The organism is Streptomyces sp. DSM 116795 (genome assembly GCF_055792905.1).
Genome location: NZ_CM147707.1, coordinates 2,332,359 through 2,353,665, shown reverse-complemented (window position 1 = coordinate 2,353,665; position 21,307 = coordinate 2,332,359). Strand labels below are relative to the sequence as shown.

15 protein-coding genes are annotated in these 21,307 nt (G+C 72.6%); 10 read left to right on the top strand and 5 right to left on the bottom strand.

Features of this window, described 5'->3' with window-relative positions; genetic code table 11:
* The first annotated feature begins 152 nt into the window (after positions 1-152).
* The 4 genes from ACSMXX_RS09880 to nudC all read left to right on the top strand — a co-directional run bounded on the left by ACSMXX_RS09880 (position 153) and on the right by nudC (position 10,165).
* Positions 153-3,737 carry an ATP-dependent helicase gene (locus tag ACSMXX_RS09880; protein WP_473183662.1) on the top strand — a complete coding sequence of 1,195 codons (3,585 nt, stop codon included), beginning with the start codon at positions 153-155 and terminating at the stop codon, positions 3,735-3,737.
* Positions 3,738-4,024: 287 nt separating this feature from the next.
* The gene (locus ACSMXX_RS09875) at positions 4,025-7,684 is read left to right on the top strand and encodes a UvrD-helicase domain-containing protein (RefSeq protein WP_473183661.1); all 3,660 of its coding nucleotides are present in this window, start codon (positions 4,025-4,027) and stop codon (positions 7,682-7,684) included.
* Between the two features lie 10 nt (positions 7,685-7,694).
* Positions 7,695-9,143, top strand: coding sequence for a dipeptidase (locus tag ACSMXX_RS09870; protein ID WP_473183660.1), 1,449 nt, complete (start codon positions 7,695-7,697; stop codon positions 9,141-9,143).
* A 98-nt stretch (positions 9,144-9,241) separates the two neighbouring features.
* Positions 9,242-10,165, top strand: a complete 924-nt coding sequence (gene nudC / locus ACSMXX_RS09865) for an NAD(+) diphosphatase (protein WP_473184714.1) — start codon at positions 9,242-9,244, stop codon at positions 10,163-10,165.
* A 46-nt stretch (positions 10,166-10,211) separates the two neighbouring features.
* Here nudC and ACSMXX_RS09860 read toward each other — a convergent pair whose 3' ends face one another.
* Positions 10,212-10,454, bottom strand: a complete 243-nt coding sequence (locus tag ACSMXX_RS09860) for a mycoredoxin (RefSeq protein WP_473183659.1) — start codon at positions 10,452-10,454, stop codon at positions 10,212-10,214.
* A gap of 178 nt (positions 10,455-10,632) precedes the next feature.
* Here ACSMXX_RS09860 and ACSMXX_RS09855 point away from each other — a divergent pair, with 178 nt between their 5' ends.
* The 4 genes from ACSMXX_RS09855 to ACSMXX_RS09840 all read left to right on the top strand — a co-directional run bounded on the left by ACSMXX_RS09855 (position 10,633) and on the right by ACSMXX_RS09840 (position 14,237).
* Positions 10,633-12,993, top strand: coding sequence for an ATP-dependent DNA helicase UvrD2 (locus ACSMXX_RS09855; RefSeq protein ID WP_473183658.1), 2,361 nt, complete (start codon positions 10,633-10,635; stop codon positions 12,991-12,993).
* A 149-nt stretch (positions 12,994-13,142) separates the two neighbouring features.
* Positions 13,143-13,418 carry a hypothetical protein gene (locus ACSMXX_RS09850; RefSeq protein WP_473183657.1) on the top strand — a complete coding sequence of 92 codons (276 nt, stop codon included), beginning with the start codon at positions 13,143-13,145 and terminating at the stop codon, positions 13,416-13,418.
* Between the two features lie 133 nt (positions 13,419-13,551).
* Positions 13,552-13,917 (top strand): WhiB family transcriptional regulator, encoded by a 366-nt coding sequence (locus ACSMXX_RS09845; protein WP_275521509.1) that lies wholly within the window; start codon positions 13,552-13,554, stop codon positions 13,915-13,917.
* Positions 13,914-14,237, top strand: a complete 324-nt coding sequence (locus ACSMXX_RS09840) for a hypothetical protein (RefSeq protein ID WP_473183656.1) — start codon at positions 13,914-13,916, stop codon at positions 14,235-14,237. The genes ACSMXX_RS09845 and ACSMXX_RS09840 overlap by 4 nt, the downstream gene beginning before the upstream one ends.
* 154 nt (positions 14,238-14,391) lie before the next feature.
* Here the strand turns inward: ACSMXX_RS09840 and ACSMXX_RS09835 are convergent, their stop codons facing one another.
* Both ACSMXX_RS09835 and ACSMXX_RS09830 read right to left on the bottom strand, forming a co-directional pair.
* Complete coding sequence (locus ACSMXX_RS09835; RefSeq protein ID WP_473183655.1) at positions 14,392-15,780, bottom strand: ABC1 kinase family protein; 1,389 nt, start codon at positions 15,778-15,780, stop codon at positions 14,392-14,394.
* 53 nt (positions 15,781-15,833) lie between these two features.
* Positions 15,834-16,949: a ThiF family adenylyltransferase gene (locus tag ACSMXX_RS09830; protein ID WP_473183654.1), complete on the bottom strand. Its 1,116-nt coding sequence runs from the start codon at positions 16,947-16,949 to the stop codon at positions 15,834-15,836.
* 190 nt (positions 16,950-17,139) lie between these two features.
* On the opposite strand from ACSMXX_RS09830, the gene ACSMXX_RS09825 reads away from it, so the two are divergent.
* On the top strand, positions 17,140-17,700 hold the full coding sequence (locus tag ACSMXX_RS09825; RefSeq protein ID WP_473183653.1) for a M48 metallopeptidase family protein: 561 nt from the start codon (positions 17,140-17,142) through the stop codon (positions 17,698-17,700).
* An 89-nt stretch (positions 17,701-17,789) separates the two neighbouring features.
* Here ACSMXX_RS09825 and ACSMXX_RS09820 read toward each other — a convergent pair whose 3' ends face one another.
* Both ACSMXX_RS09820 and ACSMXX_RS09815 read right to left on the bottom strand, forming a co-directional pair.
* Positions 17,790-18,335, bottom strand: coding sequence for an NUDIX hydrolase (locus tag ACSMXX_RS09820; RefSeq protein WP_473183652.1), 546 nt, complete (start codon positions 18,333-18,335; stop codon positions 17,790-17,792).
* The gene (locus ACSMXX_RS09815) at positions 18,332-19,933 is read right to left on the bottom strand and encodes a zinc-dependent metalloprotease (RefSeq protein WP_473183651.1); all 1,602 of its coding nucleotides are present in this window, start codon (positions 19,931-19,933) and stop codon (positions 18,332-18,334) included. The genes ACSMXX_RS09820 and ACSMXX_RS09815 overlap by 4 nt, the downstream gene beginning before the upstream one ends.
* Before the next feature lie 255 nt (positions 19,934-20,188).
* Here ACSMXX_RS09815 and ACSMXX_RS09810 point away from each other — a divergent pair, with 255 nt between their 5' ends.
* Positions 20,189-21,286: an SDR family oxidoreductase gene (locus ACSMXX_RS09810; protein WP_070011077.1), complete on the top strand. Its 1,098-nt coding sequence runs from the start codon at positions 20,189-20,191 to the stop codon at positions 21,284-21,286.
* Positions 21,287-21,307 lie beyond the last annotated feature (21 nt).

Below are 21,307 nucleotides of genomic sequence, written 5' to 3'. Positions count from 1 at the left end.
GCGGCTGCTCACAGTTACCACCTTCCGCCATCTCCGCTTCCCGCTCGCAGCGGGCCACCCGTACGGAGTACACGAGCACCGCGCTGCGGCCCGTGTGCCCGCTGGCGTAGCGTCTGCACCATTCAGCACAGACCCTCCCCGAGGCGATCCACGTGAGCTCCTCCTTCCCGTCCGATGCGCACCGGCCGGGGTCCGGCAGCGGTCCGGGCCCCGGCTCCGGTACGGGCGCCGGTCCGTACCGGCTGGTGCGCACGCGGCCGGTGCCCACGGACCCTCCTGCCTTGGACGCACAGCAACGCGAAGTGGTTGACCATTCCGGCGGACCGCTGCTGGTGCTGGCGGGCCCCGGCACGGGCAAGACCACGACGCTCACCGAGGCCGTAGCGGAGAGGGTAAGGGCGGGAGGCGATCCGGAGCGGATGCTCGTGCTCACCTTCAGCCGCAAGGCCGCCGTGGAACTGCGCGACCGGATGGCCGCACGCCTCTCGGGCTCAGGAGGTGAACGCACCTCCGCGCCGCAGGCGACGACCTTCCATTCGTACTGCTACGCACTCGTGCGCGCGCACCAGGACGCCGAACTCTTCGCGGAGCCGCTGCGGCTGCTGTCCGGTCCCGAACAGGACCTCTACATCCGCGAACTGCTGGAGGGTCAGCTGGCCCTGGAGTCCGAGGGCCGCGGCCGCATCCCCTGGTCCGACGAGCTGCGCGCCTGTCTGACCACCCGCGGCTTCGCGGACGAGGTACGGGCGGTGCTCGCACGCAGCAGGGAACTGGGCCTCGGCCCGGACGAGCTCGGCGACTTCGCGAAGCGCACCGGGCGTCCCGACTGGTCGGCGGCGTCGGGTTTCCTCGCCGAGTACCTGGACGTGCTCGACGCGCAGGGCGTGCTCGACTACGCGGAGCTGGTGCACCGTGCCGTACTGCTCGCGGAGAGCCCCGACGTCGCCGGCGAACTGCGTGCGCGCTACGACGCCGTCTACGTCGACGAGTACCAGGACACCGACCCCTCCCAGGTACGGCTGCTGCGGGCACTGGCCGGCGGCGGCCGTACCCTCGTGGTCTTCGGCGACCCGGACCAGTCGATCTACACCTTCCGCGGCGCCGACGTGAACGGCATCCTCGACTTCCCCGAGGTGTTCCGGCAGCGCTCCGGCGCGTCCGCACCGGTGCGTGTGCTGCGCGCGGGGCGGCGCAGCGGCGGGCGGCTGCTGGAGGCCACGCGCGAGATCACCCGCCGTATCCCCCTGACGCGGCTGCCCGCGGATGCCGTACGTGCGCACCGTGGGCTCGTGGCGCAGCGCCCCGGGGGACGGGTGGAGGCCTTCACCTGCCCGACGGCCGGCGCGGAACTCGACAACATCGCCGACCTGTTGCGCCGTGCGCACCTCGAAGAGGGCGTCCCCTGGGGGGAGATGGCGGTCCTGTTCCGCGCCGGCGGCCGGAGCATCCCGGCCGCGCGGCGCGCCCTGACGTCTGCGGGGGTTCCGCTCGACGTGGACGGCGCCGATGTGCCGCTGCGTCATGAACCTGCGGTCGCGCCGTTGCTGACGGCGCTGCGGGCGGTGGCCCGGGCGGCTGCCCAGGTGGACGCGGCGGCAGGCGGACGCGGACGCGTGGAGGCCGCGGGGCCGCCCGGGCCGGGCCGAGCCGGGGGGCCCGAGCGGGAGAGCGCCGCGGAGTTGGATCCGGGCGCGGAGTTGGAGCCGGGCGCAGGCGACGGCTCCGAGCGGGACGGCGGCAGCCCCGCGGCCGGCTGGCTGGACGGCGAGACCGCACTCACCCTCCTCGGATCCCCGCTCGGCGGCATGGACGCCGCCGACCTGCGACGGCTCGGCCGTGCCCTCCGCGAGGAGGGGCGCGCCGCCGGACAGAGCGTGCCGCGTCCCTCCGACGTACTGCTCACCGAAGCGCTCGCCGAACCGGAGCGCCTGGTGGCGCACGACCCGGCGTACGCGCGCGGAGCCCAGCGCCTCGGCCTGCTGCTCCGCAAGGCGCGGGAGCTGCTCGCGGGCGGCGGCACCGCGGAGGAGGCGCTCTGGCAGCTGTGGGACGGCACGCCGTGGCCGCGGCGACTGGAGCGCGCCGCCTTCCGCGGCGGGGCCGCGGGCCGCAACGCGGACCGCGATCTGGACGCCGTCTGCGCGCTGTTCGACGCAGCGGCCCGCGCGGAGGAACGCAGCGGCGGCCGGGGCGCGCTCAACTTCCTGGAGGAGATCGACGCCCAGGACATCGTGGCTGACACGCTCACCCGCCGTGCCGTACGCCCCGACGCCGTACGGCTGATGACCGCTCACCGCTCGAAGGGGCTGGAGTGGCGTCTCGTCGTCGTCGCGGGCGTGCAGGAGGGGCTCTGGCCCGATCTGCGGCGCCGCGGCTCACTGCTGGAGGCGGACCGCATCGGGCGCGACGGCCTCGCGGAGCCGCTGTCTCCCGGTGCGCTGCTGACGGAGGAGCGGAGGCTGTTCTACGTCGCGGCGACCCGCGCGAAGGAGCGGCTGGTCGTCACCGCGGTGCGCGCGCCCGCGGACGACGGTGACCAGCCGTCGAGGTTCCTGAGCGAGCTGGGCGTCGAGCCCAGGGCCGTCAACTCCCGTCCCCGGCGCCCGCTTTCGGTCTCCGCGCTCGTCGCGGAGCTGCGTGCCACGACCGTCGACCCTGCGGCCTCACCGGGGCTGCGGGAGGCCGCGGCCGGGCGGCTCGGCCGGCTGGCGGGGCTGCGGGACGAGGAGGGGCACGCGCTCGTACCGGCGGCGCATCCGCACCGGTGGTGGGGGCTGCACGAACCGACACGTTCCGAGGCGCCGTTGCGCGACCCGGACCGGCCCGTGGCGTTGTCGGGCAGTGCGCTGGACCAATTGGCCAACTCCTGCGCGCTGCAGTGGTTCCTGGCCCGTGAGGTGAAGGCCGACGCCCCCGCCACGGCCGCGCAGGGTTTCGGGAACGTGCTGCACGTACTGGCCGACGAGGTCGCCTCCGGCGGCACGCCCGCCGATCTCGCCGTACTGATGGAGCGGCTGGAGACGGTCTGGGACGGCCTCGCCTTCGAGGCGCCGTGGAAGTCCCGGCAGGAGAAGCAGAACGCGCGGGCGGCGCTGGAGAGGTTCTTGCGCTGGCACGTCATGCGGTACGGCGCGGAGGGAGCGGCTCCGGACGGCGGGGGAGCGGGTCCGGACGGCGAGGCGGGGGAGTCGGACGGCGAGTCCGGGGAGCCGGGCGGCGTCGCCGGCAGCGAGCTCGGCTTCGACGTCACGCTGGAGGCGGGGGAGTACGCGGTGCGGATCCGCGGCAGCGTCGACCGGGTGGAGAGCGACGGGCAGGGGCGCGCGTACGTCGTCGACTTCAAGACCGGGCGCACGAAGCCGAGCGGCAAGGAGGTCGCGCGCCATCCGCAGCTCGCCGTCTACCAGTTGGCTGTGCGTGAGGGCGCGGCCGACCACCTCTTCGGGGGTGAGCGCCCGCAGCCGGGCGGCGCTGAGCTGGTGCATCTGCGGCTGGGGGCCCCGGAACGGGAGGGCGGCGACTCGCTGCCTGTGGTGCAGCGTCAGGACGCGCTGACAGGCGACCCGTCACCGGAGGAGGGCGACGACGGCGGGGAGTGGATCGGCGGGCTGCTCGCGACGGCGGCCGGGCGCGTCCTCGACGAACGCTTCACGCCCTCACCCGGCTCGCAGTGCACGCACTGCGCCTTCCGCGGCGCGTGCTCCGCGCGCGGCGAGGGGCGCCAGATCATCGAGTGAGCGGGGCCGGCGGGTACGGGCCTGCCTGTGTGACCGGAGGGGCCGGGGCCGGGGCCGGGGTTGGACCGCGTGATCCGCGTCTCGTCGCCGAGGTACGGGAAGCCGTCGCGGCGCTCTCCAGTTCTCCGGGCGGGCCGAGCTCGCCGGGTTCTCCGGGTTCTCCGGGTTCGGCGACATCGTTCGGCATGGCCGACTGCCTTTCGTACGGGGGCGGTTGACGGGACGTCCGCGCCCCCGGCTGCCGGCTTCTCCCGCGACTGTCGGTGCCAGCCGTTAGCGTCTCTTGCGTGCCCGCACGACTCACCCGCACCGGACAGCTCGAAGAGCTTCTCGGCATCCCCTTCACCCCGGAGCAGCTCGCCTGCATCACCGCGCCGCCCGCTCCCCAAGTCATCGTCGCGGGTGCCGGTTCGGGCAAGACCACGGTCATGGCCGCGCGCGTCGTATGGCTTGTGGGCTCCGGGCAGGTCCAGCCGGAGCAGGTTCTCGGCCTGACGTTCACCAACAAGGCCGCGGGCGAACTCACCGAGCGGGTCCGCAAGGCGCTGCTGCGGGCGGGGATCACCGACCCCGATCCGGCCGACCCCGACTCGTCCGACTCCGAACATGCCTGCGGCGAACCGCAGATCTCCACCTACCACGCCTTCGCGGGCCGGCTTCTGACCGAGCACGGGCTGCGCCTCGGCATCGAGCCCGGTGCCAGGCTCCTCGCCGACGCCACGCGTTTCCAGCTCGCGGCGAGCGTGCTCCGAGCGGATCCTGGCCCTTTCGAGGCGCTGACCAAGTCCGTCACCGCGCTCGTCGAGGATCTGCTCGCGCTCGACGGCGAGCTGAGCGAGCACCTGGTACGGCCGGGCGGACTCCGTGCGTACGACGAGGAGTTGCGCGCCGCCCTGGAGAGCGCGCCGCTGAGCAACGCCGCGCTGCGCAAGGTGCCGCAGACCGCCCGCGGCCGCGCCGAACTCCTCGGCCTGGTCGAGAAGTACCGCGCACGGAAGCGCGAGCGCGAACTTCTCGACTTCGGCGACCAGATCGCGCTCGCGGCCACCCTGGCGCGCGACGTGCCGGAGGTCGGCAGGGCCCTGCGGGCGCAGTTCTCCGCCGTCCTCCTCGACGAGTATCAGGACACCTCGGTGGCCCAACGTGTCCTGCTCTCCGGGCTGTTCGGCGCCGGAGAGGGCGCGGGGGAGGGCGCGGGCCACGCCGTCACCGCCGTCGGCGACCCCTGCCAGGCCATCTACGGCTGGCGCGGCGCCTCCGTCGCCAACCTCGACGACTTCCCCCGGCACTTCCCGCACACCGACGGCAGCCCCGCACGCCGCTTCTCCCTCAGTGAGAACCGCCGCAGCGGCGGCCGTCTGCTCTCCCTCGCCAACTCCCTCGCCGCGCCGCTGCGCAGCCGTCACGAGGGCGTCGAGGCGCTGCGGCCCGCACCGGGCGCGGAAGGCGACGGGCTGGTGCGCTGCGCGCTGCTGGACACGCACGAGGAGGAGGTGGAGTGGCTGGCCGACTCCCTCGCCCACCTCGTCCGTACGGGCACACCTCCCGGAGAGATCGCCGTACTCTGCCGCGGCGCGGGCGACTTCGCGGAGATCCAGGGCGCCCTGGTCGCGCGTGAACTCCCCGTCGAGGTGGTCGGTCTGACGGGGCTGCTGCATCTGCCGGAGGTCGCCGATCTCGTCGCGATGTGCGAGGTGCTCTCCGACCCGACGGCCAACGCCTCGCTCGTACGGCTGCTGACGGGGCCGCGCTGGCGGATCGGCCCCCGCGACCTCGCGCTGCTCGGGCGCAGGGCCCGGCTGCTCGTACAGCACGAGGAGGACCACGGTGGCGACCGGGACAGGCGCCTCGCCGCGGCCGTCGAGGGCGTCGACCCGGCGGAGGTCGTCTCGCTCGCCGACGCCCTGGAGACCTTCCTCGACGCCGGCGCCGGTCGCGGCGCGGGCGGTCACGGCAACGCCGGTCATGACGGAGGTCACCGCGACGGTCACGACGGGGGTCACCGCGACGGTCACGACGCCGGGCTGCCGTTCTCGGCGGAGGCGCGAGTGCGCTTCACCAGGCTCGCCGCCGAGATACGCGACCTGCGGCGCTCACTGGCCGAGCCGCTGATGGACGTGCTGCACAGGGTGCTGGCGGTGAGCGGCCTAGAGGTCGAACTGTCCGCCTCACCGCACGCGTTGGCCGCCCGCCGCCGCGAGACGCTGAGCGGCTTTCTCGACGTCGCCGCCGGATTCGCCGCCGTCGACGGCGAGGCCACGCTGCTCGCCTTCCTCGCCTTCCTCCGCACGGCGGCGCAGTACGAGAAGGGCCTCGACAGCTCGCTGCCCGGCGGGGAGAACGCGGTGAAGGTGCTCACCGCGCACAAGGCCAAGGGCCTGGAGTGGGACGTGGTGGCGGTGCCCGGGCTCGTGGCGAAGCAGTTCCCCAGCGAGCAGGCCCGCGAGTCGTGGCTCAGCCGGCCCAGGGTCCTGCCCCACGCGCTGCGCGGCGACGCGGCCACCCTCCCGGACGTGGAGGAGTGGACGGCGAAGGGCGTGAAGGCCTACGACACCGCGATGCGGGACCACCAGTCCACCGAGGAACTCCGCCTCGGCTACGTCACCTTCACCCGTCCCCGTTCGCTCCTGCTCGGCTCGGGGCACTGGTGGGGCCCGCACCAGAAGAAGCCCCGCGGGCCTTCGGCGTTCCTCGAAGCCCTGCGTTCGCACTGTGAGGCCGACCCGGCGCACGGCGAGGTCGAGCACTGGGCGGACGCCCCAGCCGACGACGAGCAGAATCCCGCCATCGCCGCCGCTGCCGCCGAGCAGCGGGCTTGGCCACTGCCGCTGGACGAGGAGGCGCTGGCGCACCGGCGTGCCGCGGCCGAGGCGGTGCTGGACCATCTCGCGGAGGAGCGGGCGGAGGGGGAGTACGCGGGGGAATACGGCGACGCTGGTGCTCGGCCGCGGACCTCCGGCGCCGCGGCACGCACGCCGGATGCCGCGGACGGCGCACGCACGCCGCGGGCCGCCGACGCGGCGCTCACGCCGGAGGAGTCGCGCCTCGTCGCCTCCTGGGATCGCGATCTGGATGCGCTCACCGGTGAACTGCGGCGTTCTCGCGTCGCCGTGCGCGACGTACCGCTGCCTGCCGCGCTCTCCGCGTCGCAGCTGCTGCGAATGGCCGCCGACCCGGACGGCTTCGCACGCGAACTGGCCCGGCCGATGCCGCGCCCGCCGCAGCCCGCGGCGGCCCGCAGCGGCACGCGTTTCCACGCATGGGTGGAGTCCAGGTTCGAGGAATTGACCCTTCCGATGCTCGGCCCCGACGAGCTACCCGGCGCGGGCGACGGAGCCGCCGGGTCCGCCGGGTCTGCCGGACCCGGCGGCACCGACGGGTCCGCCGTGGAGCCGGACGGGATCGCAGACGAGCGCGACCTGGCCGCGCTGAAGGAGGCGTTCCAGCGCTCGCCGTACGCGCGGCGCACTCCGTACCGCGTCGAGGAACCGTTCCAGCTCGAACTGGCGGGCCGCGTCGTCCGCGGCCGCATAGACGCCGTGTACCGCGACGTCGCACCGGACGGCTCGGAGGCGTACGACATCGTCGACTGGAAGACCGGCCGCGCTCGCGACGCCGACCCGCTCCAGCTCTCCGTCTACCGCCTCGCCTGGGCCGAGAAGCAGCGTGTGCCGCTCGAATCCGTGGGCGCGGCGTTCCTCTACGTACGGAGCGGGGAGCTGGTCCGTCCGGAGGGGCTCCTCGGCCGCCCCGAGCTCGAGGAACTGCTCGCCGGGCCGGACGGCGGCGCCGACCCCGGCCCGGACGCCGGCCCGAGTGCGGACAGCCGGGAAGCCGGCCGGAGTGCGGACCGCCCGGAAGCCCGCCCGGACACCGGCCCGGACGGGGCCCGCACAGGCACGGACGGCGCGGACACGGATGGGAGCCGTCCCCCGAATGCCGGATAGGCTGCCCGGCATGAGCACCGTCCCGGCAGCTCCGGACGACGCCGTCCGGGCCTGCATCGAAGACAGGCGCGCAGCCTTCCTCGACGACCTCGTGGAGTGGCTGCGCATCCCCTCTGTCTCCGCCGACCCGGAGCACGCCGGTGACCTGCGGCGCAGCGCCGAATGGCTCGCCGGGAAGCTCACCGCGACGGGCTTCCCCGTAGCCGAGGTCTGGGAGACCGCGGGCGCGCCCGCGGTCTTCGCCGAGTGGCCCTCCGACGATCCGGACGCCCCGACGGTGCTCGTCTACGGGCACCACGACGTCCAGCCCGCGTCCCGTTCCGACGGCTGGCACTCCGATCCCTTCGTCCCGGAGGAGCGGGACGGCCGGCTGTACGCACGCGGCGCCGCCGACGACAAGGGCCAGGTCCTCTTCCACACCCTCGGCGTGCGGGCGCACCTCGCCGCCGCGGGGCGTACGTCCCCGGCCGTGAGCCTCAAGCTGATCGTCGAGGGCGAGGAGGAGTCCGGCTCGCCGCACTTCCCGGCGCTGCTGCAGGAGCACGCGGGAAGGCTGGCGTGCGACGCCGTACTCGTCTCCGACACGAGCATGTGGTCCCGCGAGACCCCGTCCGTCTGCACGGGGATGCGCGGCCTCACCGACTGCCAGATCGACCTGTACGGACCGGACCAGGACATCCACTCCGGCGCCTTCGGCGGCGCCGTCCCCAATCCGGCGACGGAGGCCGCGCGGCTGGCGGCCGGCCTGCACGACGAGGCACGGCGCGTCACGGTCCCCGGCTTCTACGACGGCGTCGTCGAGCTGACGCCGCAGGAGCGCGAGCTCTTCGCCGAGCTTCCCTTCGACGAGGAGTCCTGGCTGGGTACGGCCCACTCCCGCGCCGCGCTCGGCGAGGCCGGCTACACGACGCTGGAGCGGATCTGGGCCCGCCCGACCGCCGAGGTCAACGGCATCGGCGGCGGCTACCAGGGGCCGGGCTCCAAGACGGTCATCCCGGCGAGCGCCCAACTGAAGCTGTCCTTCCGGCTGGTGGAGGGGCAGGACGCGGAGAAGGTCCAGCAGTCGGTGCGCGAGTGGGTCGCGCGGGGCCTTCCCGACGGCGTCCGGCACGAGGTCACCTTCTGGGGAGCGACCCGCCCCTGCCTCACACCGCTCGGGCACCCCGCGCTGCGTTCGGTCGTACGGTCGATGGAGCGCGCCTTCGGCCGGAAGGTCCGTCTCACGCGGGAGGGCGGCTCCGGTCCGGCGGCGGACCTGCAGGACGTGCTCGGGGTTCCGGTGCTCTTCCTGGGCATCTCCGTACCGTCGGACGGCTGGCACTCACCGGACGAGAAGGTCGAACTGGACCTGCTGACGAAGGGCGCCGAGGCCGCCGCGTACCTCTGGGGCGATCTCGCGGAGCACTGGAGCGTGCACTCCCGCAGTGCGCTCGCAGGAGGAGTAGGAAGGCAGAAGTGACCACTCGGACCGACTCGACCGCACCTGCCGGAGCGGGCACCGGCCCCGGAACCGGCCCCGGAACCGGTGCCGGAACCGGTGCCGCCGCGGACCGCCCGATCACCCTCACCCCGACCGGCGGCATCGACCGCGCCGCGCACCACCGGATGAACGAGGCGTGGCTGGCGGCCGCATGGAGCCACCCGACGACACGGGTCTTCGTGGTCTCCGGCGGACAGGCGCTGGTCGAGGACGACGGCGAGGGCAGCACGGAGCTGGTCATGATGCCTTCGTTCGACGCGCCGTTCACCGAGGCCCACCGGTACTTCCTCGGCGTCGACGAGGAGGGCGTCCGCTACTTCGCGCTGCAGAAGGACTCACTGCCGGGCCGTATGGACGACATCGCACGCCCAGCCGGGCTGCGCGAGGCGGGCGTGCTGCTCTCCGCCCGCGACGCCGAGCTGATGGCGCACGCCGTGGGCCTGGAGAACTGGCAGCGCACGCACCGCTTCTGCTCGCGCTGCGGTGAACGCACCGTCATCGCCGCAGCGGGCCATCTGCGCCGCTGTCCGGCCTGCGGTGCCGAGCACTATCCGCGTACCGACCCCGCCGTGATCATGCTGGTGACGGACGGGAGGGACCGGGCGCTGCTGGGCCGTCAGGTCCACTGGCCCGAGGGCCGCTTCTCGACGCTCGCCGGGTTCGTCGAGCCCGGGGAGTCGCTGGAGGCCGCCGTCATCAGGGAGGTCGCCGAGGAGGCGGGCGTGACGGTGGGCCACGTCGACTACGTGGCGAGCCAGCCGTGGCCGTTCCCCGCCAGCCTGATGCTGGGCTTCATGGCTCGCGCCACCTCACCCGAGATCCGCGTGGACGGCGACGAGATCGAGGAGGCCCGCTGGTTCTCCCGCGACGAGCTCAAGGAGGCGTTCGAGACGGGGGAGGTGCGGCCGCCGTCCGGCATCTCCATCGCGTCACGCCTCGTGGAGCGCTGGTACGGGGAGCCGCTGCCCCTGCCGGGGGCGGGGCCACGGGCCGGGCGCTGAGGCCCCGGTCAGGGGCACCGGCTCGGCCGGCGGCCCGGGCCTCCGGTCAGCTCCCGACCTTCTGCTGCACCTGGGCCAGCGAGGGGTTGGTCAGCGTGGACCCGTCGGGGAAGAGCACCGTCGGCACGGTCTGGTTCCCGCCGTTGGCCTTCTCCACGAAGTCCGCGGACTCCGGGTCGTGCTCGATGTTGATCTCCGTGTACGAGATGCCCGCGCGGTCCATCTGGCCCTTCAGCCGACGGCAGTAGCCGCACCACGTGGTGCTGTACATCGTCACGTTTCCCGTCATGGGTCCTGCGCTCCTTCGTGTCCGTTGGTGACTGGGGAACGTGTGAACGGGCCGGACCATTCCCGTGACGCGGGAGCTTCCGTGAGTCGCGGGAGCTTCCGTGAGTGTCGTATGACGATACGGGTCCGGCTGTGGACAAGCGTCACGTCCGCCCCGTACGACCTGGCAGCATGGCGGGGTGACAGCAGCAACTGACTCCACTCTCTTCTCCAGCCCCGACCAGGACGCGTTCACGGGGCCGCCGCGCGACGCGGACGCGGTGCTGGAGGGGCTCGATCCCGAGCAGCGCGAAGTGGCGACGTCGCTGCACGGGCCGGTCTGCGTGCTCGCCGGCGCGGGCACGGGCAAGACCCGCGCGATCACCCACCGGATCGCGTACGGAGTGCGTGCGGGGATCCTGCCGCCCGCCAGTGTGCTGGCGGTCACCTTCACCAGCAGGGCCGCGGGCGAGATGCGGGGGCGGCTGCGGCAGTTGGGGGCGGAGGGAGTCCAGGCCCGCACGTTCCACTCGGCCGCGCTGCGGCAGCTCCAGTTCTTCTGGCCGCGCGCGGTCGGCGGCGAGCTGCCGAGGCTGCTGGAGCGCAAGGTGCAGCTCGTGGCGGAGGCCGCCGCCCGCTGCCGGCTCCGTCTGGACCGCAGCGAACTGCGGGATCTCACCGGTGAGATCGAGTGGTCGAAGGTGACACGGACGGTGCCGGAGGACTATCCGGCGATGATCGCCAAGTCGGGCCGCGTCCCTCCGCGCGATCCGGCGGAGACAGCCAAGGTCTTCGGGCTCTACGAGCAGCTCAAGCGCGAACGTTCGGCGATCGACTTCGAGGACGTGCTGCTTCTGACGGTCGGCGTGCTGCAGGACCGTCCCGACATCGCCGAGACGGTCCGAGCGCAGTACCAGCACTTCGTCGTCGACGAGTACCAGGACGTCAGCCCGCTCCAGCAGCGGCTCTTGGAGCTGTGGCTCGGCGAGCGGGACAGCCTCTGCGTCGTGGGCGACGCGAGCCAGACGATCTACTCCTTCACCGGCGCCACCCCGGACCACCTCCTCGACTTCCGTACGCGCCATCCGCGGGCGACGGTCGTGAAGCTCGTACGGGACTACCGCTCGACCCCCCAGGTCGTACATCTCGCGAACGGCCTGCTCTCCCAGGCGGCCGGCCGTGCCGCCGAGCACCGCCTGGAGCTCGTCTCGCAGCGCGAGGCCGGCCCCGAACCGGTGTACACGGAGTATGCGGACGAGCCGTCCGAGGCGGAGGGCACCGCCAGGCGCATCCGCGCACTCATCGACTCGGGCGTCCCGGCCAGCGGGATCGCGGTGCTCTACCGCATCAACGCCCAGTCCGAGATCTACGAGCAGGCGCTCGTCGACGCCGGTGTGCCCTATCAACTCCGCGGAGCCGAGCGCTTCTTCGAACGTCCCGAGGTCCGCGAGGCCGGTGTCGCGCTGCGCAGCGCGGCCCGCTTCGGTGACAACGACACCCTGCTCGACGGAGCCGTCGGCCTTCCCTCCCAGGTGCGTGCCGTCCTCAGCGGCAAGGGCTGGACCGACGAGCCTCCGGCGGGCTCGGGCGCCGTCCGCGACCGCTGGGAGTCCCTGATGGCTCTGGTCCGGCTCGCTGAGGCCCTCTCCGCCGGGCGCTCCGCGTCGGGCGGCGGGGAGCCGAGCCTCTCGGACTTCGTCGCGGAGCTGGACGAGCGGGCCAACGCCCAGCATGCGCCGACCATCGAGGGCGTCACACTCGCGTCGCTCCACTCGGCCAAGGGCCTCGAATGGGACGCGGTGTTCCTGGTGGGTCTGACCGAGGGCATGATGCCGATCACCCACGCCAAGAGCGACACCCAGATCGAGGAGGAGCGGCGGCTGCTCTACGTCGGTGTCACCCGTGCCCGCTTCCACGTCGGTCTCTCCTGGGCGCTGTCGCGTTCGCCCGGCGGCCGCGGAGGGCGCCGCCCGAGCCGTTTCCTGAACGGGCTGCGGCCGGGCTCGGCCCCCGGCGGTCCAGGCACGGCAGGCGGCCGCGGTGGGATCGAGCGCGGCGGATCCGCCGGCGGCCGGGGGCGTAAGCGCCGCGGGCCCGTGCGCTGCCGGGTGTGCGGGCGTTCGCTGACGGATCCCGGCGAGATGAAGCTGATGCGCTGTGAGGGCTGCCCCTCGGATCTGGACGAGCAGCTGTACGAGCGGCTGCGCGAGTGGCGTTCGGAGCGCGCCAAGCAGCTCGGCCAGCCCGCGTACTGCGTCTTCACCGACAAGACGCTGATGGCGATCGCGGAAACGGTGCCGGACGACGATGCGGCTCTCGCGCGCATCTCCGGTGTGGGCGGTCGGAAGCTGGAGAAGTTCGGAGCGGATGTCCTCGCACTCTGCGCGGGCGAGGAGTTGGAGTCCGCCGACCCGGGATCCGCACCCGAATCCGGCTCGGATTCCGGCACGGACTCCGGGGGCGCCTCAGCGTCCGAGCCCGGACCGGGGTCCGTTGACGCCCCTCCGGCGGCTGCCGCCGAAGCCGTCCCGGAAGCTTTTTCGGAGACGGCGGAAAAATAGTTTGCGCGCGCCGTCCGGAGCCCCATAGCCTTCCGGACGTGGACAGGGCGGGGGCTTTCCGCTCCAACCCATCCATGCTGTACTGACTCTTGCACGTTTGCGGATCGGCTCCGGCTGATCCCCCGAGTCGCCGAGAGGAGGCGAACCCAGTGATCGACTTCATTACCACCACCAAGATGACCGACCGCTCGGTCGTCGCCTCTTGCCTGCTCGGTTCCCGGGCCGACGGCACGGGTCTGTCCCGCGTCGTTCCCGGCGCCGGCGAGCGACCGGCCACGGCACTCGAGGTAGCGGCAGCAGCGGCGCCGGCAGCGGCCTACGCCTTTGCATTCGCGGCCGCCGGTGTCGGCGATGGCAGCCAGAAGACGAAGCACAACCCGATGTGGGCCTTCCGTGGGCTCGAACCCTGGAGAGATCCAGCCTGATCGGCGAGATCAGGTCGGCACCTTCCAGGGCCGCGGAACCCACACAGGGATCCGCGGCCCTTCTGTTTGCCCCAGGGCCCGGCCACCAGCCGGGCCGACAAGACAACAGACATCAACAGACGAGGAACCGGCAGTGCACCCCGAAACGCACCCCCCGTCACCCACGACAGACCTGATGCCGCCTGATGCCACCACGGAGGAACTCGTGACTGCCCCGCTGATCACGCTCACCGAGCTCGACGAAGCTATCGAGCGGCTCGGTGTGACCGTGCCCTGCCGCTCCTACGACCCGGAGGTCTTCTTCGCCGAGGCCCCGGCCGACGTGGAGTACGCGAAGACGCTGTGCCAGACCTGCCCGCTGCGCGAGGCCTGTCTCGCCGGTGCCAAGGACCGCCGCGAGCCCTGGGGCGTCTGGGGAGGCGAGCTGTTCGTCCAGGGCGTGGTCGTGCCCCGGAAGCGTCCGCGTGGCCGTCCTCGCAAGAACCCGGTCACAGCATGAGCACCGCAGGCACCATCGACCGCCCGACGACGCGCGATCCGCAGCAGCGTCCCCTTCCGAAGCAGGATCCGACGATGACATCCGACTCCGACATCCCGAACCACTCCGGTATCGATGCGAACTCCTCGCGTCAGAACAGGACACGACAAATGCAACTCATGCCGGAATCCCTGGCGCGAGCCCATATGAACGACCGCCTGTACGAGGCCGAGTCCGAACGCAGAGCGCTGCGCGTCAGCTCGGCCCGTCGCCTCCAGCGCCGCGCCGAGCGCGCTTCGCTGCGGGCCCGCAGGGCGCTGGCCATGGCGGTCATGCAGTGAACAAACGGAGAGCCGGGGCGTAACGCCCCGGCTCTCGCCGCTGGCGGGCGCAGGCTCCCGCCCGCCGCGGCGCCAGAAGCCTGACGTGCGGGCGCCGCAACGACCCGCCCTCAGTCCCCCCGTGCTCAGTCCACCCGTGCTTGGCCGCGCCTCGTCAGGCGGGTGTCTCGGCGGCGGCCTGTGAGTCGTCCTCGCCGTCCTCCTGTTGCTGGGCGAACCCCGGCACCCAGGCCTCCATCTCCTCCCGCATCCGCACCGTCGCCCCCAACTGGCACAGCACCCCGATGGTGCTCAGCGTCACCCGGTGTATGAGCAGGTACGACGGGGGCAGATTGAGCTGTTTGCCCAACTGGTGTGCCGGAGAGCGGGGATCGGCGATGCGCGCCGCCTGCTCCCGCATCCAGCCCCGGTGGAAGTGGAAGGACTCCGCCCGGGCGGGCTCGATGACGGGCACCAGATAATCCAGCACCGCAGACGGCTCCAGCTCGATGGAGTCCTTGACGAAGCCCTCCGAGCACAGCAGTTCGTACACGGCATCGGCTTCACCGTCGATGACCATGCGCAGTGCCGTGCCGATCACGGGCGGCAGGCCGCCCGGCAGGCGGTCCACGGTGCCGAAGTCCATCACGCCGAGCCGCCATTCACCCCCGCCGTCCTCGGACCCGTCGGCCGGCAGCAGCCGGAAGTTGCCGGGGTGCGGGTCCGCGTGCAGCAGCCCCGTGCGGGCAGTGCCGGAACAGAGGAAGCGAGCCAGCAGTTGCCCCGCACGGTCCCGTTCCTCCTCGGTGCCTTCCGAAATGACATCCGCGAGCGGCACCCCGTCCATCCACTCCGTCACCAGCACTTGCTCGCACTGGTGCACCACCGCGGGAATCACGACGTCCGGGTCCTCGGCGAACTCTTCCGCGTAGAGCGTCTGAGCCTGCGACTCCAGCCCGTAGTCCAGCTCTTCGGTGACCCTGTCGCGCAGCTCGGTGACGAGAGGCTTGATGTCCATGCCCGGGATGAGCGGCCCCAGCATGCGCACGAAGCGGCCGAGTTGGGTGAGATCGGAGACCAGCGCCTCGCCGGCCCCCGGATACTGCACCTTCACCGCGACCTCACGTCCGTCGTGCCAGACGGCGTGGTGCACCTGCCCGATCGACGCGGCAGCCGAGGGCATGTCGTCGAACTCCTGGAAGAGTTCGAGCCACTCCTTGCCCATCCGCTCGGCCAGCACCTCGTGGACGGTGCTGGTCGGCATCGGCGGGGCTGCTTCCTGCAGCTTCGTGAGCGTGGCCCTGTACGGCCCCGCTATCTCTTCAGGGAGCGCCGACTCGAAGACGGAGAGCGCCTGCCCGAACTTCATGGCACCGCCCTTCAGCTCACCCAGGACCTTGAACAGCTGCTCCGCGGTGCGCTGTTGAAGATCGTGACCGACGAGCTCGGCGGAGAGACCTCCGATCCGCTTGCCGATGCCCCATGCGGAGCGCCCGGCGAACCCCAGCGGCAGCGCAGCAAGTTTGGCGGTACGCGTCACTGCCTTGCGGGGAAGATCAGACATTGGCCCCTCCACTTCCAGACGGCTCGGCCGCAGCGCACCGGCAACCGCGGCCGTCAGGCCATTGTGACCTCTTCGGCGGCATCCGCCGAGAGCGGGCGATCCGCTGTCACGGAAGAGGCACCACATGGACACCCGGGGTGGGCTGAGAACTGCTCGGTGCTGCCGATGAGGTGCGGCAGCGCGAAGCGGATCCGGTATCCCGCGGCGCAGGCACCGTCACCGTCGAGGAAGCCGAGCGCATAGGAGGCGATGGCCCCCGCGGCCACCGTCGCCAGCGCCGAGTCACAGGCGGGGACTCCCGAGCGCCGCCTCGCCGACATGCGCCACTGGCCCACCACGAGAGGCCAGCTCGGCTCACGTTCGGCCCGGCCGCGCAGTATGCAGCCCGCACATGGAGAGACCCCCGGCGTCACCAGCGGCCCGACGAATCCCGTGCTCTCCACCACACCGCCGTACAGATGCGGCGTCCCCGCCTCGACGAATCCTTCCGCGGCTCCCGGGTCCGGCGCGTAGGCGTCGAGGCCGTCACGCGGAGCCAGCACCACGAGCCGCACAGCCCGCCCCGACCCGGCCGGGGACCGTCGCCGCGAGGGACGGGAGCACCACGGCCGAGCACGGGAGACGGCCCTGCGCGCGGCCACGTCACGCCGCTCCCCGCAGTCGTCCGGAGAGACACCACCCGGCGCGGTGTCCCAGGGCTCGACGTGGCCGCCGTCCACGACCGCGACCTCTCCCACCCCCGCGGCCGACAGCGTCGCCGCGACGAGGGCACCGACGCGGCCCGCGCCCCGCACCTGCACGCATGCCTCCCTGCGGGCCACGAGCCTGCGCAGCCCTTCGCCCGGCTTCCGGTGCACGACGGAGAGGGAGGCCAGATCAGGCCGGAGCCGGTCGCCGACGCTCGTCGACGCGCTTCTGTCCGCCGTGGCGTCGTCGAGAACCCCCGCCGATGCGAGCCTGTCGACGAGCTGCTCCGCTGTGCCCTCCCGCAGACCCAGCCGGGCGGCCTCCGCACGCAGCTGCGGGAGGGAGCGGGTGCCGTCCATCGACTCCATGAACGCCGCCGTCGCGTTGTCCACCGGGCCGAGCAGCACCGCGTGCGCAGGGGCGACGCCGTACTGCACCGTCTGCCTGTCCCGCCACGCACGACGCAAGGCCGGCTTGATCATCGGATGCATTCTGCTCCGTCCTTCCTCGACCACCTGCTGCCTGGAACAGCATGCGGTTGCCGGTCGAGGCCTGCAGAAAGTTATCCACAGCCTTGGGAGGCAGTCATATGAAGCGAACAGGTATGGGGCGATTGCCTCGAACCCGGCCGGAGGTGGGACTTCCGCTCCCATCAGCGGGTAACGTCGAGGCGTGTCCGCCGACCCGCTGAACAGCGCAAGCCAGCCGGCGGTCGAAGTGCGTCGCAGTGCGCGGCGCAGGCGCACCGTCTCCGCGTACCGCGAGGGCGACCGCACCGTCGTGATGATCCCCGCCCGCATGTCCACGGACGAGGAACGGCGCTGGGTCGGCGTCATGCTCGACAAGCTGGCCGCACAGGAGAGCAAGCGCATGCTGGGCGACGCCGAGCTCGCCGAGCGCGCCGCACGGCTCTCCGAGCAGTATCTCGGGGGACGGGCCCGGCCCGACACCGTCCGCTGGGTGACGAACCAGAACACCCGGTGGGGCTCCTGCACCCCGGCCGAGGGCAGCATCCGGCTCTCGCACCGGCTGCGCGGCATGCCGGAGTACGTGATCGACTACGTGCTCCTGCACGAACTGGCGCACCTGCTGGTGCCCGGACACGGCTCGCGCTTCTGGCAGCTCCTGGAGTCATACCCCCGTACGGAGCGGGCCCGCGGATTCCTCGAAGGCGTCGTCGCGGCAGACCGGCTGCCCCATCTCCCGGCCGCGCGCGAGGAGCAGGACGAATAGGACGGGTCCTCGTCCTCAGCCATGACGTCCGTGCAGCGGGCAGTCAGGACGGTCGCGGCAGCGACATGGCCACGAAGGCCGGGAAGCGCTCAGCGCCGTCCGTCCCCGACCAGCGCACGAGCGCGTTCCACGAGCCGTACGACCGACTCGTCGGCGGCCGCCGCCACTTCGTCGTAGCCGTACCAGCGCAACTCCAGTGACTCCTCACTCACCTTCTCCTGCGCGCCTGGCGGGGCGATCGCCGCGTACTGCACATCCAAGTGCCAGGCGCACGGCGTGAGATGGCGGTCGAGGCGCAGCGGGCCGCCGGGGAGCAGCGCCAACTCACCGATCCCGGACTCCTCCTGCGCCTCGCGCAGCGCCGCACCGGCAAGCGTCGTGTCCTCCGGCTCGCAGTGGCCGCCCATCTGGAGCCACATGTGCAGCTTCCGGTGCAGTGTCAGCAGTACGCGGCCGGCGGGCGGGTCGACCACGAGGGCGCTGGCCGTGATGTGCCCCTCGGAACAGGCCTTCCAGATGCCGTCCTCGTGGGCCCGCAGATGCGCCAGATAGCCGCGGCGCAGTTCCTCCTGCCCGCCGTCCGCCGGAGCGGACCATTCCGTCAGTGTGCGCGTCGCATCGTCGTACAGGCTCACAGCTTCTTTCCGCCGCCGTCGCCCTCGCCGCCGTCCTCGCCCTCGCCGCCGTCCTCGTTGCCGCGGCCGGCCTCGTGGCCCTTGTCGGCGCCCTTGTCATCGGCGTCGCCGCGGTCCTCGCCGCCGTCATCGTTGCTGGCGGCGCCGCCGTTCCCGGAGTCCTCGGCGGCGTCGCCGAGCAGCGACTCGAGCTCCGAGAAGTCCGCGTTCTCGCGGTGCACGAAGCCGTCGGGGTCGTCCAGGTCGTCCGCCGTCGGCAGCATGTCGGGGTGCGCCCACAGGCCGTCACGCCCCTCGGCACCCCGCGCGTCCGTGAGCGAGGCCCACAGCCGGGAGGCGTCGCGGAGCCGCCGCGGACGGAGTTCGAGCCCGATCAGCGTGGCGAAGGTCTGTTCGGCCGGGCCGCCCGAGGCGCGGCGGCGGCGCAGGGTCTCGCGGAGCGCGGAGGCGGAGGGCAGGTGCGGCTCCGCCGCGGCGTGCACGACCGCGTCGACCCAGCCCTCGACAAGTGCGAGGGCGGTCTCCAGCCGGGCCTTCGCCGACCGCTGCTCCGGGGTGTCCTCGGGCTGGAACATGCCCTGCTGCAGGGCCTGTTGGATCTCCTCCGGGTTCTGCGGGTCGAACTGCCCGACGACGTCCTCGAGTTTGGTGGTGTCCACCTTGATCCCGCGCGCGTAACCGTCGACCGCCCCGAAGAGATGCGAGCGCAGCCACGGTACGTGCATGAAGAGCCGCTGATGGGCGGCCTCCCGCAGCGCGAGATACAGGCGTACTTCTTCCTGGGGCACGCCGAGGCCCTCGCCGAGCGCCGACATGTTCGTGGGCAGCAGCGCGGCCTTTCCGTCCGGCCCCAGGGGCAGACCGATGTCGGACGATCCGACCACCTCGCCCGCCAGGACGCCCAACGCCTGGCCGATCTGCGTACCGAACATGGCGCCACCCATGGAACGCATCATTCCGAGCAGCGGGCCCGCCATGGCCTGCATCTCCTCGGGCAGCACGTCGCCCATCGCCGCGCCGACGCGCTCCGCGACCGGGTCGACCAGGTCCTTCCACACGGGCAGCGTGTTCTCCACCCACTCCGCACGGCTCCACGCCTCCGCCGTGGTCGCTCCGGACGGCAGGGACGTCACGCCGTCCAGCCACAGGTCGGCCAGGCGTACGGCCTCCTCGACCGCAGCGCGGTCGGACGGCCCGATGCTGGCGTCCTTGGTGCCCGCGCCCGTGCCTGCGCCGCTGTCCGCGTCCTCCGACGCTGAGCCGCTGCCGGGAGGCCCTGCCGCGACCGTCTGCCGGGCGATGTCCTTGGCCATGTCCCAGTTCACGGGCCCGCCCTCGTACGAGAGCATCTGGCCGAGCTTCTGGAAAGCAGCGCCCAGGTCGTTCGGGTCCATGCCGCCCTGACCGCCGCCGAGCGAGCCGAACATCGCCGCCAGCGGATTGTCCGCGCCGGGACCGCCGGAACCACCGGCGCCGCCGCCGAAACCGAAGGGGTTCGGGGTGCCGCCCTGGCCCGCGCCCTCGCCCTTCTTCTTGCCCTCGTCCCCGTCTTCGGGCTCCTCGGGAGGTACGCCGAATCCGAATGGGGTGTCACTCACGGGTTTCCTCGGCTCTGTCGTGTGGGTCTCGTGGGTCTTCGTGCGGTCGTTCGGTCTGACGGGAGGGTGCGCCGACGTCCGGCTCGCAGGCACGAGCGTGTGGACTACGTTGGACTTCCCGGGTGGCCGAAGTGGACCAAACGGGACACGGGCGAGCCTGCTTCGGTGACGCATGCTCCACCTCCAGCCTAGACACCTGTCAGGCAGGATGGAGCTTGCGCACCTCCTACCAGAAACAACCGCTGGAGACGACTGGTGAGTTCCTCCGACAGCAACGTTCGCGCAGCGCGAACCCCGACAGTCGCCGTCACGGGTGCCGCGTCAGGAGTGGGCGCGCTGCTGACGGAGCGGCTCGCGGCATCGGAGGAGATCAAGCGGGTCATCGCGCTGGATGAGCGCCGTGGCGAGGTCAGCGAGGCTCAGTGGCACACGCTCGACGTGCGCGACCCGGCGATCGCCGACCGGCTGCGCAACGACGGCGATCCCGTGGACGTCGTCGTCCATCTCGCCCTCGACCTCGACCTCGAGACCGATCCCACCGCCCGTACCGCCCTCAACGTGCGAGGGACCCAGACGGTGCTGACCGCAGCGGCCGCGGCGGGGGTGCCCCGCGTCATCCTGTGCACCTCGACGATGGTCTACGGGGCCCTGCCCGACAACGACGTCCCGCTCGCCGAGGACGCGGAGCTGCGGGCCACCGCCGAGGCCACAGCCGTCGGCGACCTCCTGGAGATCGAACGCCTCGCACGCAGGGCGCCCCGCGCCCACCCGGGGCTCAACGTCACGGTCGTACGCCCGTCGGTGCTCGTCGGCGCGGGCATGGACACGGCGCTGACCCGCTATTTCGAGTCACCCCGGCTGCTGGTCGTCGCCGACTCACGCCCCTGCTGGCAGTTCTGCCACGTAGAGGACCTGGTCAGCGCGCTGGAATTCGCGGTCCTCGAGAAGGCGGACGGCGAGATGGCCGTCGGCTGCGACGGCTGGCTGGAGCAGGAGGAGGTCGAGGAGCTCACCGGGATCCGCCGCATGGAGCTGCCCTCGGCGGTCGCGCTGGGCGCGGCAGCACGGCTGCACCGGCTGGGCCTCACGCCCTCGCCGGCGGGAGACCTCGCGTACACGATGCACCCCTGGGTCGTCTCGGGGGCCCGCCTCCACGACGCGGGCTGGCGGCCCCGCTGGACGAACGAAGAGGTGCTCGCCGAGCTGCTGGAAGAGGTCGCCGGGCGTCACACGCTCGCGGGCCGCAGGCTCGGACGTACGGAAGCCGCCACGGCTGCCGGTGCCGGCGCGACCGTGGCGCTGCTGGGTACGGCGGCGCTGGTGCGCAGGGCCCGCAAGCGCCGCGGCCTGTAAGGGCCTGCGCGGGGCAGGCAG

Coding starts and splice junctions, on each gene's coding strand:
- ACSMXX_RS09840 (WP_473183656.1), top strand. CDS start 13,914: ATGAGCACCGCAGGCACCATCGACCGCCCGACGACGCGCGATCCGCAG.
- ACSMXX_RS09835 (WP_473183655.1), bottom strand. CDS start 15,780: ATGTCTGATCTTCCCCGCAAGGCAGTGACGCGTACCGCCAAACTTGCT.
- ACSMXX_RS09860 (WP_473183659.1), bottom strand. CDS start 10,454: ATGACGGGAAACGTGACGATGTACAGCACCACGTGGTGCGGCTACTGC.
- ACSMXX_RS09870 (WP_473183660.1), top strand. CDS start 7,695: ATGAGCACCGTCCCGGCAGCTCCGGACGACGCCGTCCGGGCCTGCATC.
- ACSMXX_RS09830 (WP_473183654.1), bottom strand. CDS start 16,949: ATGATCAAGCCGGCCTTGCGTCGTGCGTGGCGGGACAGGCAGACGGTG.